Source organism: Aliirhizobium sp. YIM B11859, assembly GCF_057163345.1.
In genome coordinates, this window is record NZ_JBXHAY010000001.1 from 91208 (window position 1) to 106832 (window position 15625).

Consider the following 15625-nt stretch of genomic DNA (forward strand, 5'->3'; position numbering starts at 1 on the left):
ACACACGGGAGTGAAGGTGCAGTAGTTGAGCTTGTCTTCAATTAGCTGTCGCTTATGTTTGTCGCCGAGTGCTTAATTAAGCGTGAATTGCCCGCCGGACGCGGGACAGGGTTGTGCCAACCCAAACGAAAAAACCATGCCGGGCGCATCATCCCGGCATGGTTTTCACGGCAATTGCGGAAAAACGGAATTTCCTGTCAGATTTTAGGGGCCAGCCTCAGGTCTGTTCCGGCAAGGGCCGCGGCATCCGCGGCAGGCCGGTCAGAGACATGTCTTGAAGGCCGGGCCGGGGCTGGTCTTGAAGGCTGCGCCGCGACCTGACCCGGAGGCTGGTCGGACAGGCCGAATGTCTCGCGCAACCGGCCCGTGGCATAGGCGCATTCGACGTTCAGCTTGTAGAGATCGAAGCGCGTGTTGATCTCGTCGAAACGGGCGGCGTGCAGTTCCTGGTCGGCATTCAGTACATCCAGAAGGGTCCGGGTTCCAAGGTCGAGGAACTGCTTTTGATAAAGATCACGCGTCTCGCGCATCATTACCTGTCTGGAGCTCAAGGATTTCAGCAGTGTGCCAAGGCTGTTGACCTGTGACGCGGACTCGATCCAGGTCTTTTGCGCATCGAATTTTCCGGCAGCAATGGCTGCTTCGGACGCTTGCGCCGCGAAACGTGCAGCGTTCTGGCGAGCCTTGAACGAGCCGCCGTTATAGAGATCGCCTTTGACCGTCAGGCCGACCAGATAGTCGGTGTCGTCGCTGCCCCAGGTCTTCACCCGGCTCGTCGCCTCCATGGAAATGGTCGGCAGCATATCCGCCCGCGCCAGCTTGACGCGCGCATCGGCCTCCCGCTTGCGTGATTTGGCGGCAAGAACCGTCGGCACGGTCTCCCATTCCGGCTGAGGTCCGGAGCAGGCCTTGCTCAGGCCGTCGGGAAAGGACGGGCGCAGGCGCGCGCCATCCACCTGGCCGAGCAGCGTATTCAAGGCGCTTTCCCAGCGCTGCCTTTCGGCGGTAATCTCCAGCGCCGTTGATTGGGCGGCCTGAATGCGGGCCTCGGCCTGCAGCTTGTCGGAACGCGTGCTGGCGCCGCTATCGGTTCTGGCGCTGACGAGCTGGCCGATCGCCTTCACATCATTGATCTGTTCCCTGGCGACGACTGCAAGCCGCGAATTGCGCAGAACCTCCACCGATGCAAGGACGGTTTCCCTGATCGTATCATCCACCGTGGCAAGGAACTCCGCCCGTCTCGTGTCGTAGATGGCGGATTCCGCGTCGACCCTGCCGGAGACCTTGCCGAAATCGTAGACTATCTGCGTGGCCGAGACATTGAGCTTGGGTGCCCATTGTCCACGTTCGTCATTCTGGGCGCCGAGATCCAGGCCGCCGCCGACTGCGGGGAGATAACCGGAGCGGGCATCGGCAATCAGTTCGTTCTGCTGCCTTATCCGTCCGGCAGCTTCCTGGATGGCGGGGTGCCAGCTGACGACGCGACGGACGGCCCCCTCGATATCGGTGATGGGTGGCACTGCAGCCACGGAATTCGTGACCAGCGGCGAGGCCGGCGGCGTGGCAGCTGATGTCGTAGCGATGTGCTGATTTGGCGCCGGATTTTCGGCACTTTTCTGCGATGTCTGGCTGCAGGACGTCTGGGCAATGGTGGCCACGATCAACAGGCCGAATTTGATGGTGCGACTTGAACGCATCTAGTCTCCATAGACCGACGATCGAAAGCTGCAGCCGGCCTACGCGATACTTTTGGCTGGAGAAACGCTCCCAAGCACTTAGATTCGCTAGATATATAAGTGATTCGTGACTTATCGCAAACGTATAGATGAAAGGCTGTTTCACACGCCTGAGTTTTTGCGATCTGAGGGAAAGGTCCTGGGAGGTGTCGGGCAGCTTCGAACGCCTATCCGTTTGCTGCCGATCACAGCCAGGGTGCGTGTCTGCCTGATTGTTATCCGTCCCTGCAGCTGATGAAAATCAGATAAATCCCCTGCAGATGAGCTGTAATTGCTACATTTTCGCGGGTTTCGAGCAATAAGGTAAAATTCTAGTAAAACATGAATAAGTATTTAATAAGTATTTCTAAATTTATCGTAACCATCTTCGTGTTTTCTATTTGAATTCGCATATAAGCCGTGCTTGATAAGCGGCGAGACAGGACGTCTCCTTATAGCTGGATTCTTTGCATTGCTCCCTATGGCACTCGAAGCAGACGACATCAATGTCACGAGGATGGCCGACTGGCCCCAGGTTGTTCTGGGTGGTCTGCCTATCGTGCGTGCGACAATGGACGAGGCTGCTGCCGGCCTGATAGAGCAGGCGCTGAGTGCGCGCGGTCAGAACGAGCGTCCTTTCTATTCCACATCGGCGAACGGTCAGGTGCTTGCGCTTTGCGTGCGCAACCGCCAATTCATGAAGCTCATGCTGGAAGCCGATCAGATCCATGCCGATGGCATGCCTATGGTTCATTATTCCAAGCTCCTGTGCGAAGTGCCGCTGCCCGAACGGGTTGCAACGACGGATCTGGTTCATGCCGTTGCCAGCCGGGCGCAGGATGTCGGTGCGACGTTCTATTTTCTCGGCGCAAGCGAAGAGGTCAATTCCAAGGCCGTCGCCGAAATGCGCAGGCTTTATCCGCGGCTGCGGTTCGTCGGCCAGCGTAACGGTTATTTCGGTGCCGACCAGGAGGACGAGATCGTCGCGGATATCCAGGCGAAGCGTCCTGATATTCTCTGGGTCGGCCTCGGCTTTCCGATCGAGCAGCAATTCGTCAGCCGCAATCTCGACAAGCTGCGCGGCGTCGGCGTGGTGAAAACCTCCGGCGGCCTGTTCGACTTCCTGTCGGGCAAGAACCCGCGGGCACCGATGTGGATGCAGCGTCGGGGTCTGGAATGGGCATATCGGATGTATAACGAACCGAGCCGCCTGATGCTTCGCTACATGCTGACCAATCCGGTCGCAGTCTACGCGCTGCTGCGTTATTCCCGATAAGAAAATCCTTGAGTGACTGACGCTGGTCGGGCGTCTAGCACCGGAAGCCGGCCAATGCGGCTTCTCAGGCCGCTCGCTCGTCTTCCGGGCGCCGCATTGCCAGCCTCAGGAAGCCCGATGCGACGGCCAGCATCGTGCCGATCGCAAAACCGCCGATCAGGCCGCCAGCCAGGAGGTAGAGCGTGCGGGGCGGATAGCTGCGGGCCTTCGGAATGGTCGGTGGCGAGATGACGCGGACATTGGTGGTGTTGATCTTTTGGCGTTCGGCGATCTCTTTGGCGCGCGCCATGAAGGCCTGGTAGACATTGGACTTGGATTCGGATTCGCGTTCAAGCTGGCGAAGCTGCACAAGAGATTCATTGTCGGCGAAGACAACCGACTTCATCGTGTTCGCCTGGGTCTGTTGTGCCATCAGGGCGGCTTCGGCCTGGGCGAGTTCCGATCTGGCGGCGCTGAGAAGGCGGGTCTGTTCTGCGGCGATTTGGGCCTGAATTGCCTCTATCTGCGGGCGCATGGCCGCGATCCGCGGATGTTTTGCGCCGAAAATCGCCGATTGCGCATCCAGTTCCCGCTTGGCGACCGCATATTGGGTGCGAAGCGCGGTCATCGTCTGGCTATCGATCGTCGCACTGTCGAGCCGGCTGTCCGAGTTCCCGGTCGAAAGTTCCTGATAGCGGCTGCGGGCGCGGATCACGCGGGCCTGAGCATCGACCAGCTGGGTGTTGGTCTGATTGGCGACGATACTGCTGACCAGTTCGCCCGAACTCGACATGATATTGTGCTCGCGCTTGAAACGCTGCACGGCTTCGTCGGCCTTGGCGACTTCGTCCTTCAGGGTATCGAGGCGGGCGAACAGTTCCGCTGCTGCCCGTTCGGCGCCATCGGCCTGAGCCCTTACCAGCTCGTCCTGGAAGTTCGTCGTGATCGAATTGGCGATCTCGAGCGCCTTCTGGGCAGATTGGCTCCAGACGTCGAGATTGACGACGAAGGAGTTTTCCTCGCGTTTCGCATTGACGTGTTTTTCGAGTGCCCGCAATGCGTCGAGGCGACCGACCTGGGGATCGTCCGACTTGCTGTCGCCGAATTCGGGGTCACGATCGAGATGCAAGGTATCGATGACGCTGTTGAGAACGTTTGCCGAGGTGAGAATCCGCAGCTTGCTCTCGACGTCATAGATCTGCATGTCGAGCTGATTGTTGTTGGTGAATATGTCATCGGCGACGACCCTCAGGTTCGTCGGATCGATGAAGATCTGCGAGCCCACCGTGAATTTCGGCTTGGAATACATGCCGAAACCAACGCCTGCAAAGGCGCCGAGCACGAGGCACAGGAGAATGATCCATTTTCCGGCCCAGAGCCAGGCAAGCACCAGCCCGGCACTGATATCCGGCAAGGACATCGACAGCGGCGTGGGGCGACGGGAGGGCGGGCGGAATTCGGTTTCCTCCTCCGAGCCGAGATAGGACAGCAGCGACGGTTGCTCAGGCATCGGCGCATTTCGACCGTCAGCCTCCGACATGCCGTCTGAAGTCCGTTTCTTTCGAGCATCCCTGCGCGGTCTTAGCATGGCATACATACGGCCGGGCCTACCTTTCAGCGCCGATACAATCCTATCTACGCTAATAAGCGGTAAACCATTCCCTGCGCCAGCAGGCTTATCTGCATCTTTTGACACATAATTCTTTCCTCAGGCGCAAAAGTTTAAGATTTATGGGCTTTGTTGGGGCAATTGCCCGCTCTCAATGGATCGCGACATCGATGCGTTACCTCGTGCTCAGATCCGACGCCACTGCCGTCTGTGGCGTAGAAGCCTTCACACGCAATCTTGCCGACCGTCTCGGCGACCGTGCCGACAGCGATGTTCTCGACCTGCATGTCCGACATCTGGCTGACCGGCTTGCCGATAGCGATGCGATCGTTTTCAATTTTCCGATCGTCGCGTGGAAAAAGCGCCTCGTCGAACCGTTCATTGCCGCTGCACTGGCGAAACTGAAGCGCAAGCATGTGACGGTCGTCCTGCATGAATGGGCGAGCCTCGACTGGAAGCGGCGGTTGGTGTTGTGGCCGGTGATCCTGCTTGCCGATGCCCTTCTATTTTCAGCCCCGGAAGTCGAGCGGGAATGGCGCGAAAGCCGGTTTCCTGAGTTCGGCGGCAAATCCACAGCAATCGTACCCATTCCGCCAAACCTGTTGCCGACCGGCACGGAGGTGGCCGGACCTGCAGCGCTCGCCATTCGTGCCTTGCGCGCCGGTGGCCGGACGATCATCGGTCAGTTCGGTTCGATCTATCCTAAGAAAAACTGTGCGGAACTGCTCGAAATCGCGCGGGTGCTGAAGGATGAAGGCTCAGACGTCGCGGTCGCCTTCGTCGGTTCCTTCATCAAGGGGCTCGACAATGTCGAAGAGGATTTCCGCCGCCAGGTGGACGTTCTCGGCCTTGGCGACCGGGTGATGGTGACCGGATATCTTGCGAGCGACGAAGAGGTCTTTGCCGCCTGCCGCGAGGTGGACATTTTCTGCTACCGGTTTTCCGAAGGGCTGACCGCACGCCGCGGCAGCGTGCTGGCGGCAGCGCTTGCCGGGCGGATCGTTGTTGCAAATGCGCCGGCGGATCCGGCATCGCTTGCCCATCACGGGCTTTTCAAGGCCCTGATCGACAACGGCAATATCGTACTGTGCCCGCATGATGCGGATGCCCGGACGATGGCCGAGGCGGTTCGCAAAGCCACAGGCCGCACACCGCCGGTGCTCGACATCGATGCAGAGGTCGCGGCGTTGTGGGCATCCATCATCGCCCGGCTCGACGATGTCCAGGGCGGCTGGAGACTGGATGCCTAACGCCAGAGATTGCGGGTAAGCGTGACGCGCCGGATGAGCGCCGGATCGGTCGCGGTATGCGACTGGATGGCGATCGCATACTGGTCATTGCTCATGCCGTCTATCAGCGCTGCAATGCCCGCAGCGTCGAGCGCCGGGCCGCTCCAATAGGTGGCGCAAAGGCTGCGCTCAACCACCTGATGGCGGCCCAACAGCGACGGATTGCCGGAAACGCCGACGCCATAGAGAATATATTCGGAAAAGTCCCGTGCCTTGCAGAGAGCCTTCCACCAGGGAATACCCGCGAGGGTTTCTATCCTGTCGATGATGGTCTGCAGGCTTTGGCGGTCCCAGATGATCATCTGGCCGATATAATCGTCCCCGGGCAATGGGGGCTCGGATGCACCGATCAGGCGATAGGCTTTCTTCTGCCATAAAACATGGCTCGGGCGCGTCTCGTTCACGCCTGCAAGATCAGCATAAAGCGGCGACAGAAAGCCGCCCGCAACCTTGCCGACATCGAGTGGGCGGACGAAACAATTGTCGGAATCGATGCACATGACCCGGTCGCAGGATTGCAGCTGCGCCATGGCGAGCTTTCGCAATTGCTGGACATGCCAGCCATAGACCGGCAGGCCGGCGCCGCGTGCCCAGTAATATTGGCGCCCCTTCCACTTGAGGAAGGCCGGCAGCGGGCGCAATCCGTCCGGCAGGAGCACCGAATCGGGCAGGACAAGCCGCCTTTCGTTGCCAAGCTGTGAAAAAAGCTCAAGGTCGCTGTCCGCGACAAGAAGGTAATGCCGATCATAACCGGTGACGAAGGCATCGATACTGTCGCATAATAGTCGGCAGGATTCGAAATCCCTGACATAGGTGGGCGTCACAAGGCTGACTGTGGCGGACATTCGGTGTTCATCGCTCCGGAGTATTTGCCCACAGACTGCCCGGCATCGACCTAAGGCTACGTTAATCCCGTTGAGGCAAAGTGATGGCAGTTGAGGATCGCTGCATGTACACAGCGGCCTCGCCGCCGCAGAACCGCCGACCTTGCCGTTGAGGGAAGCTGCGGCAGCATGCCATGAAGGGCATGCGGAGAGAGGCCAAAATGTCGGTTGGAGATGTGGAGTGCGCTTGAAATCCGGCCAAGAGTTTCGGCAGTTCGCCCAGCATCTCGGCTCCTATATCGGGTCGAGCGGCGCGCTTCTGGCGTCGAGCGTCGCCCTGCTTCTGACATTCGGGCTTCTGGCCCGGCATCTCGGCCATGAACAATTCGCGCTCAATGCCACGATCACGGCGCTGACCAATATCGGTATCCAGGTCTGCGGGCTTGGATCGCAGGAATCGCTCGTCCGGCGCGTGGCGCAGGAGCCGGGCTTTTATCCAGACATGCTGGGCCATGTGCATATTCTGAACCTGGTGTCGGGGGGCGTGCTGGTGGTGGTCGGCATGGTCGCCATTCCGCTGTTCTATCCGGTCTCCGAAGAGCTGTTCACCACGCTTTTCGCCACCGCGCTGATCCTCGTCACCAATATCATCCTGTTGAAGATCATCTGGCTTGCGACCAACAGCTATGTGGCGCATTCGCGCTTTTCCGTCGCCAACAGGATCGAATTCCTGTTTGCCGTGCTGCGCATGGCGGCGGCGGTGATCAGTTGCCTGGTATTCAACATCACCACGGTTGCCGAATGGGCGGTGTGGAATTTCGCCGCCCATGCAATCGTCGCGGTCGTTTCACTTGTCGCCATCCGTCGGCTGGGCCGACCGACATTCAGGATCGTGCGCGAAGAAGTCCCGATCGGCATCATGTTCGCCAGCCAGTTCTTCTTCAAGGCGGGGCGCAGCAATGCCGATATTCTGGTTCTCAGCGCGGTTGCCGGCTCCGAGATCGTCGGCAGCTATTCGATTGCGCGCCGGCTGACGGAAGCGTCCTATATGGCTGTCGAGGCGCTCAACCGGATCGTTTATCCGAGCTATGCTGCAGCGGCGCTCAGCGGCATCGGCGCAGTGCTCGGACGGGCAAAGCAGATGCTGCTTCTGACGACCGGCATCGGCATCGGAAGCGGCCTTGTCGTCTGGATCGTCACCCCGTGGCTGCCGCTGTTGTTCGGCCAGGAATATGTTTCGTTGTCGTGGATCACGCGTGCGCTCTGCTGGGCGGTGATCCCGATCGCCGTCAGCGCCACCGCCTTCGAGGCACTGGGCGCTTCCAGCCTGCAGAACATCCGGGCAAGGATCCTCAATATCTCGAATATCTTCGGAGCGGCCTTGGTGGCGCTCGCAGCCTATTATTCGGGCGTCGCCGGCGTGGTGATCGCGACCTATGGGCTGGAAATCCTGATCGCGGTTCTCGGCTGGCGGGCGCTGTTCATGGCCCAGGCGGCGGCCGAACGGATGCAGCCTGCAAGGCATGCGGAAGCCCGCGCAGAACCTGAGGATCCGCGCGCGGCGTGAGACGACACGGATCGTGTCGCTCTTGCTTCAGCTTTCGGTGATATGGCCGCTTGCCGGCAGCGTCGTCTTTTTCTCTGTCGCCGAGATCTGGCTTGCCTTGTAGGGGGCAGGGATAAAACCGAGACTTGCCGTCACCCTTCCGACAGACATCAACGGCGGGTGGGTTGCGGGCAGGAAATGCCGCGTGCGGGCGAGAATGCCGATTGCGCGGAAGAGGCTCAGTCCCAGCGATATGACGTTTTTGGCCTGAAGCCCCGCAATGGCGAAGGCCGAGGTCGCGCGCTTGCGGTCGATCGCATAGTTGATGCTGCCGGTACGCACCGACCGCCGCATCAGCCATCTGGCGCTGGTGCGTTCCTCAGCGACGGTTTCATAGATTACCGCCTCTTCACACCACCAGAACCTGCAGCCGGCAGTGCGGCAGCGGGCGAAGAAATCCATATCGCCACCGCCGAGAAAATTGAAGGCAACGTCGAAAAGCGGGTCTTCCAATCGTGCAAAAACTTCGCGGCGGAGCAGGCAGTTGCCGGTGCCGTGGATCACCGGCACCTCGCGCGTCGGCCCGCTGATGAAACCGTAAAGGCTGTGAAGGGTTACCGACGCGGAGACCGGCACGTCGAACTGGCGGATTACCGGACCACCGACGATATCGGCACCGGTCCGGCGCGCTGTTGCGATCATCTGCGACAGCCAGTCCGGTGTGGCAGCCTCGTCGTCGTCGATCATCAGAAGGTAGTCGGCGGAGGGAAAACGCTCTCTTGCCTCGGTGAATGCGCGGTTGATGGCGTGGCAATTTCCCTGGCGCTGTTCGACAAGAATGGCGAAGGGCAAGCCGGCATTTTCGAGTATCGCCTGTGAGGCGCGGGAGCCAACGGGGTTTTCGGCATCGTTTTCGACAACGATGATGGCGAAGCGCATCTCACCCTTTTGCGCCAGCAATGACTGGAGCGTGCGCGCCACACCCTCCGGCCGGCGAAAGGTCGGAATGCAGATGACGGCGTCTACCGAAGCTTTGCTATCGTCCTGCAGCTTGGTTCTCCGTGCTGTCTCGCGTTGGTGCGTGCATCGCCTCATGCGACGTGTTTTCAATACGAAAGGAATTGCGCGAATACAAATCCATGTTGGGCTTTGAGTTAACGTGAGCCGGTTCAGGCGCGCCGCGGTTTCATGTCTGGCGAAGACTGGCGCGAGCCTGCAGCCGAAGGCCGAAGACGGCGACAAGCATGGTGAACCATAGCGGGCCGGTGTTGACGAAAAACAGGTTTTCCAACCCTGCCAGAAGAAGTGAGAATATCCAGATACGCAGGAACAGGCGGGTGAGGGCGGTATCATTTTGGGTGGCGAGCGCCTCGCTTGCGTCTCTCAGCGGCAGGATGAGAAGCCAGACGGCCATGAGGATGAGGGCCGGGATGCCGCCATTCATCAATGTCTCAAGAAACGAGTTATGCGAGTGGGCGGCGAGAAAGGCCCAGGATTCGGTGGTGATACTGCGCATGAAATCCGTCCCCCAGAACGACTGGAAGCCATAACCCGTCAGCGGCTGATCGGCGATCCTTTGGGCGGTGAAGGCCCAGATCGTGCTTCGGCCGGTGAATGTCGCATCGATGCCGAGGCTGGTCAGCAGGGATTGGGTCGCAGGGGAACTCGATACCCCGACCAGGGTGACGTTCATGACGATGACGATGCCGATGGTGATGAGCCAGCGCAGCGGTCTGCAATGCTCGAACAGCCAGGCAAGGATCAGCACGGTCGGCAGCATGGCGGTTGCTGTCTTGCCACCGGCGAAGAGGAGGAAAACCGCAGCAAGGCCGACAACCAGCGAACCGATCTTCGGATAGGACGCCTTGCGCAGGTAAAGGCCCACCATGACGATATAGACCATGGCGGCGGCGGCGGCATTCTTGTGACCGAAAATGCCGCGCCAGTCGCCGGCAAGCGCCGCCTCGACCTCGTCGCTTCCATGGATGCCGACGCTTGGTACCGCGAGCACTGCGAAATAACACAGCAACAGCACGGTCATCATTGTCGTCGCCAGGACCTTGGCGAATTCCTGACTGGTTCGGGGGATCAGCAAAGCGGCATTGGCACATGCACAAACCAGCAGCGCGTAGATGATCCGTCGATAGGCGATGCCCGGATCGTAGGCAAAGACCGACACGAAACAAAACCACAGGAAGACCAGCAATAGCAGGGTGTGCGGGCTGAAAAGCACATTGCGGGCCGGATTTCGCCAGATCATGGCAATCGCTGTGGCAAACAGCAGAACGACGACGATCTGGTTCAGGAGGTTGCCGGAACTCGCTACCACTTCCTCCTTGCCGTAATGGGCAAAGGGAGCAAGGCCGATCCAGAAATAGGCGAAAACGAGCAGGAGAACGAACGAGCGGCTGCTCCAGGCTACGCGACCGGTGTCGGCAGTGCCCGTGCCCTCGTAAGGGGCGCGCAGGGAAATCTGTCCTTGTTCTGCCAAAGCCTAGGTCTCGTTTCGCGCGTCGAATGATCAGGCGCTCTCGCATCCACAGGAGACCGAGATCGGTTAACCGGCGGTGAAGATGTCGCTTCAGCGTCAGGTAATATTATCATAACGCCTGAAGACTAGCTTTCCCGCATGACATCCGGCGGCAAAGATCGGCGGTTTCCTTATCCAGCAAACGCGAGATGGATCCATGCGCAGACGCGATTTCGTTCACGGCAGTCTTGCGATTGCGGCCCAGGCCGCCTTACCCATCCCTAAGGCGCATGCGGCGGTGAAAACCAGGATACCCTATGGAGCCGCTGTCCGCGGCGATGCGTTGGTGGATGACCTTGCCTATCGCACGGCGCTGATCGAGCATTGCAATCTGGTGGTTTCCGAAGGCGGGTTGAAATGGGAGACAGTGCGGCCGGCGGAAGATCGATTCGATTTCTACGAGGGCGACAAGCTCATCGATTTCGCCGATCAGAACGGCATGAAGATGCGTGGCCACACATTGATCTGGTATGCGGCGATGCCGAAATGGACGTCGTCCATTCGCGGCAAGTCCGCCGCCAACAACGCGCTCGGCACACATATCGACACGGTGGTCGGGCGGTATAAGGGACGGATCCCGAGCTGGGACGTGATCAACGAAGCGATCGCCGAAGAGCCGAGCAAGTCCGACTACCTGCGCCCCAATCTCTGGCTGGAGAATATCGGCAAGACCTATATCGAGACCGCATTCCGCCGCGCGGCCAGGAGCGATCCGTCGGTCCAGCTGGTGATCAACGAGTTCGATATCGAATGCGTCGGCGCACGCTTCAAGAACAGGCGCGAGGCGCTGCTGAGAGTGGTGCGCGATCTTCGCGATCGGGATGCGCCGATCCATGCCGTCGGTTTCCAGGGGCACCTGAAGGGCGAGCTGGAAATCGACAAGGAGGGTGTCTCCTCTTTCGTTGCCGAACTGAAAAAGATGAATGTCGATGTTCTGGTGACGGAGCTCGATGTCATCGACAATCGTCTGCCGGCCGACGAGACGGAGCGCGACGCGGCGATTGCCGGCCGTGCGAGGGATCTTATCGGTGCGATCACCGACGCGGCGCAACCAACGGCGATCCTTACCTGGGGGATTTCCGATCGTTATACTTGGGTGCCGATGTATTTCACCCGCGACGACGGCAGCCCCAACCGGCCGCTGCCGCTTGATCGCGATTATCGGCCGAAGCCATTGATGCAGGTCATAGATCAGTTTGCCGGACGCATGTGAAAGCTGATCGTCACTCTGTTTCACTCCAGTCCAGTTCCGTTCTCGAACTGGATTAATGTAGTAATGCGGCGCATATTCTCGCTCTGGTGTAAACACAACCGGCGATTTGTGAGCATTTTTCACAATCGAGATAACACTTCATTAGTGACGCCTTCGAATGAATTCTAAACCCTAACTGGAATTGCCTCCAAAATCGCGGCGGAATCGGCCTGTCGCCAGTGGTCATTAACGGCTGATTCTTGGTTGGAGCATATTTTCTGGCCAGCTGATGTGGGGAAGCGGCCGGTTGCTGCCGGGAAAGAGATGCAGACGGAAACGTGCACCTGACCAATATGGCACAGGATGTCGGGTTTGAGCGTCTCACTTCTGAGGGGAGATGACGTCGTGTCATCAACAAACGGAACAAGTTCGACAATGAATGTGCGTCTACAGAACATCGTTGATATACCTTTGGCGGTCGATCTTGACGGTACGCTGATATCCACCGATCTGTTGTGGGAAAGCGTGTTCCAGCTTCTGCGCGCAAATCCGCTCTATCTGTTTCTCCTGCCGATCTGGCTGTTTTCGGGCAAGGCCCGGCTGAAGACCGAAATCGCGCGGCGCGTCACGCTCGACGCCAGCCATCTGCCCTATCGTGAAGACTTCATCTCCTTTCTGCGCGCCGAGCGGGTGCGGGGGCGTGATCTGGTTCTGGTGACCGCCGCGGCGGAACCTTTCGCAAAGGCGGTTGCGGCACATCTTGGCCTGTTCAGTGCGGTCTATCACACGGATGAAAAGACCAATCTTGCCGCGGGCAAGAAGGCGGCATTGCTGTCCAAGCTCTATGGACCGAACGGTTTCGATTATGCCGGCAATGACCGGGCCGATATCGCCGTGTTCGAACAGGCGCGAAACGCCATCGTGGTGGCGCCGGATGCCGCCGCGGACCGTTACCAGAAGGCTCATTCCTCGCTGCGCTTCGATGCCAAGCGCCCGGGCATCAAGTCCTATATCAAGATGCTGCGCGTGCATCAGTGGCTGAAGAACTTCCTCGTCTTTGCCTCTCCGGTGCTGGCACACACGGTTTTCCAGCCCGCGACGCTGATCGCAACCATCCTGGCACTGGTGGCATTTTCACTTTCGGCTTCGGCCATCTACATCATCAACGACATTCTGGATCTGCCGCTCGACCGGCAGCATCCGACCAAGCGCAACCGTCCTTTCGCCAGCGGCGCGATCTCGATCCCTTACGGTCTGCTGGTTTCCGCGCTGCTTCTCGTGGCGACTGCCGCCATCTGCTCGCTGCTGCCCCTGCGGTTTGCCGGGGTCATCGTGCTTTATCTGGTGGTGACGACGGCCTATTCGCTCGCGTTGAAGCGGATGCTGCTGATCGACGTGCTCTGCCTTGCCGGCCTTTACAGCGTGCGTATCCTTGGCGGCAAGGAGGCGACCGATCTGCCCCTGTCCTTCTGGCTGATCGCGTTCGGCCTTTTCTTCTTCCTGTCGCTGGCGTTGGTGAAGCGTTATGTCGAACTGCGCTACACGACGGTCGATGTCGGAGACCGGATTGCCGGCCGCGGTTATCGTCCCGAGGACATCCATATCGTCGCGCAGAGTGGCGTGACCTCAGCCTTTGTGGCGGCGCTGGTTCTTTCACTCTACATCCAATCACCCGACATTCGCGCGCTCTATAACGAGCCGTGGGTGATCTGGCCGCTGGTGCCGATGGTGCTCTATATCAACGTCCGGATCTGGATCCTTGCGCATCGCAAGGAGATGGATGACGATCCGGTCGTCTTCATCGCAACCGACTGGCGCAGCCAGTTGTTCATTGCCGCCGGCGCCGTGCTGTTCATCATCGCGAGTATCCTGTGATGCAGGCGACGTTCGACAGTTTCGGCCGTGTCAGCCGGCATTTCAGGCAGTCGATCACCGCCGAGCAGGCGGTGTGCGCCTTGCGCGACGGCGTTGCCGGCAAGGCCAGACTGCTCGCCTTCGGCAATGGCAAGTCCTATGGCGACAGCTGCCATAACGATGCCGGGTCGCTGGTGACGATGCGGCAGCAGACGTCGGTACTCGCCCTCGAGGCCGGGGCCGCTATCGTCGAGGCACAGGCAGGCATATCGCTCGAGGAACTGATCGCGCGGATCGCCCCGGCCGGCTTCTTTCTGCCGGTGACGCCGGGAACCCGGTTCGTCACGCTGGGTGGCGCAATCGCCAACGATGTACACGGCAAGAACCATCATCGCCGCGGGACCTTCGGCTGCCATGTCGAAAGCCTCGAGTTGATGCGCTCCGATGGCGAGGTCCATCATTGCAGCGCGACCGAGAACCCGGACCTCTTTGCCGCGACGATCGGTGGCCTCGGCCTGACCGGCCTGATCCTGTCGGCCAGGCTGCGGCTGATGAAGGTCGGCTCGCTCGATATCGATGAAAAGATCACCGCCTTTTCGAATATCGACGGTTATTTCGATCTTGCCGCCGAGGCCGACGCGGAAAACGAATATTCCGTCGCCTGGCTGGATCAGCTTGCCTCCGGGCGGTCTGCCGGCCGTGGCGTGCTGATCACCGGCAACCATGCCGATAACGGAAATTTTCGCACCGAAGGGGTGAAGGCAAAGCTGCGGGTTCCCTTCGAACTGCCGTTTTCGGCGCTCAATCGGGTAAGTCTCAGCCTGTTCAACACGGCGTATTTCAACGTCAACAAACGCAAGGCCAAGCCGCATCTCGCCGATTACGGCAAGTTCTTCTATCCGCTCGACGGGGTGAATGACTGGAACAGGCTGTATGGCCCGGCCGGTCTTTACCAGCATCAGAGCGTGATCCCGTTCGAACACGCCCGTGCCGTCATTCCGGCGATGCTGGAGGCAAGCCGCAAGGCGGGGCTATCGTCGTTCCTGACTGTCCTGAAGCGGTTCGGTGACGTGCTGTCTCCCGGCCTGCTGTCGTTTCCGCGTCCCGGTTATACGCTGACGATGGATTTTCCCAATCGCGGTGGCGCGACGCTTGATCTGCTCGAGCGGCTTGACCGGATGACGCTCGATGCCGGCGGACGGATCAATCCCTACAAGGATCAACGGATGAGCGCCCCGGTCTTCAAGGCGGCGTTCCCGGAATGGCCGCAGCTGGAAGCGTTGCGGGATCAAAGCTTTTGCTCGGATTTCTGGCGCCGCACGGCGCTTGCCGGGCCGGATGTCCCACGAGGAAAGCCATGAAATATATCCCGTTCATTCTTTTCACGGTCATGACCAATGCCGCCGCCCAGTTGCTGCTGAAACAGGGCATGCTGTCGCTTGGCTCGATCAGCTTTTCCGCCGACACGCTCATCCAGCGGGTGTTCCAGATCGCCTTCAACCCCTGGGTCTTTGCCGGACTGGTGACCTTTGCCATCTCGATGGCGTCGCATCTCTACGTGCTGAGCAAGGTCGACTTGTCCTTCGCCTATCCGTTTCTCAGCCTTGCTTATGTCGCTGTGGCGATCCTCGCCTGGCTTTTGTTCAAGGAGGATCTCGGGGCGATGAAGATTGCCGGCATCGCCTTCATCTGCGTCGGCACGGTGCTGATCGCGCAGAGCGGACACAAGGATAAGACAGACCAGACGGCCGCTCTCGAGCGCAGCAATTCCTGACCAACAGACATCAGAACCGACAGAACGACGGGGATTA

At 59.5% G+C, this 15625-nt stretch carries 12 protein-coding genes; 7 read left to right on the forward strand and 5 right to left on the reverse strand.

The window, feature by feature from the left end:
- Window positions 1–197: 197 nt before the first annotated feature.
- Complete coding sequence (locus tag AC2GXZ_RS00360; RefSeq protein WP_483757138.1) at window positions 198–1697, reverse strand: TolC family outer membrane protein; 1500 nt, start codon at window positions 1695–1697, stop codon at window positions 198–200.
- A 499-nt stretch (window positions 1698–2196) separates the two neighbouring features.
- Between AC2GXZ_RS00360 and AC2GXZ_RS00365 the strand changes: the two genes are divergently transcribed.
- On the forward strand, window positions 2197–2991 hold the full coding sequence (locus tag AC2GXZ_RS00365; RefSeq protein WP_483757139.1) for a WecB/TagA/CpsF family glycosyltransferase: 795 nt from the start codon (window positions 2197–2199) through the stop codon (window positions 2989–2991).
- A 64-nt stretch (window positions 2992–3055) separates the two neighbouring features.
- On the opposite strand, the gene AC2GXZ_RS00370 is transcribed toward AC2GXZ_RS00365, so the two are convergent.
- On the reverse strand, window positions 3056–4480 hold the full coding sequence (locus AC2GXZ_RS00370; RefSeq protein WP_483757140.1) for a GumC family protein: 1425 nt from the start codon (window positions 4478–4480) through the stop codon (window positions 3056–3058).
- A 269-nt stretch (window positions 4481–4749) separates the two neighbouring features.
- Between AC2GXZ_RS00370 and AC2GXZ_RS00375 the strand changes: the two genes are divergently transcribed.
- A complete protein-coding gene (locus tag AC2GXZ_RS00375) occupies window positions 4750–5829 on the forward strand; it encodes a glycosyltransferase (protein WP_483757141.1) in 1080 nt (359 codons plus the stop codon).
- Here the strand turns inward: AC2GXZ_RS00375 and AC2GXZ_RS00380 are convergent.
- A complete protein-coding gene (locus AC2GXZ_RS00380) occupies window positions 5826–6713 on the reverse strand; it encodes a DUF6492 family protein (RefSeq protein ID WP_483757142.1) in 888 nt (295 codons plus the stop codon). The genes AC2GXZ_RS00375 and AC2GXZ_RS00380 overlap by 4 nt on opposite strands.
- A 220-nt stretch (window positions 6714–6933) precedes the next feature.
- Between AC2GXZ_RS00380 and AC2GXZ_RS00385 the strand changes: the two genes are divergently transcribed.
- Window positions 6934–8259, forward strand: coding sequence for a lipopolysaccharide biosynthesis protein (locus AC2GXZ_RS00385; RefSeq protein WP_483757143.1), 1326 nt, complete (start codon window positions 6934–6936; stop codon window positions 8257–8259).
- Window positions 8260–8286: 27 nt separating this feature from the next.
- Here the strand turns inward: AC2GXZ_RS00385 and AC2GXZ_RS00390 are convergent, their stop codons facing one another.
- Both AC2GXZ_RS00390 and AC2GXZ_RS00395 read right to left on the reverse strand, forming a co-directional pair.
- Entirely contained in the window at window positions 8287–9333 is a 1047-nt protein-coding gene (locus tag AC2GXZ_RS00390) for a glycosyltransferase family 2 protein (RefSeq protein ID WP_483757144.1), read from the reverse strand.
- Between the two features lie 91 nt (window positions 9334–9424).
- The gene (locus tag AC2GXZ_RS00395; protein WP_483757145.1) at window positions 9425–10729 is read right to left on the reverse strand and encodes an O-antigen ligase family protein; all 1305 of its coding nucleotides are present in this window, start codon (window positions 10727–10729) and stop codon (window positions 9425–9427) included.
- A gap of 196 nt (window positions 10730–10925) precedes the next feature.
- Here AC2GXZ_RS00395 and AC2GXZ_RS00400 point away from each other — a divergent pair, with 196 nt between their 5' ends.
- The 4 genes from AC2GXZ_RS00400 (at window position 10926) to AC2GXZ_RS00415 (ending at window position 15588) form a co-directional block, all read left to right on the forward strand.
- Entirely contained in the window at window positions 10926–11981 is a 1056-nt protein-coding gene (locus AC2GXZ_RS00400) for an endo-1,4-beta-xylanase (protein WP_483757146.1), read from the forward strand.
- A 414-nt stretch (window positions 11982–12395) separates the two neighbouring features.
- Window positions 12396–13835 (forward strand): UbiA family prenyltransferase, encoded by a 1440-nt coding sequence (locus tag AC2GXZ_RS00405; protein WP_483757147.1) that lies wholly within the window; start codon window positions 12396–12398, stop codon window positions 13833–13835.
- Window positions 13835–15175 carry an FAD-binding oxidoreductase gene (locus AC2GXZ_RS00410; RefSeq protein ID WP_483757148.1) on the forward strand — a complete coding sequence of 447 codons (1341 nt, stop codon included), beginning with the start codon at window positions 13835–13837 and terminating at the stop codon, window positions 15173–15175. Before AC2GXZ_RS00405 ends, AC2GXZ_RS00410 begins: the two co-directional genes overlap by 1 nt.
- Window positions 15172–15588 carry an EamA family transporter gene (locus AC2GXZ_RS00415; RefSeq protein ID WP_483757149.1) on the forward strand — a complete coding sequence of 139 codons (417 nt, stop codon included), beginning with the start codon at window positions 15172–15174 and terminating at the stop codon, window positions 15586–15588. The genes AC2GXZ_RS00410 and AC2GXZ_RS00415 overlap by 4 nt, the downstream gene beginning before the upstream one ends.
- Window positions 15589–15625 lie beyond the last annotated feature (37 nt).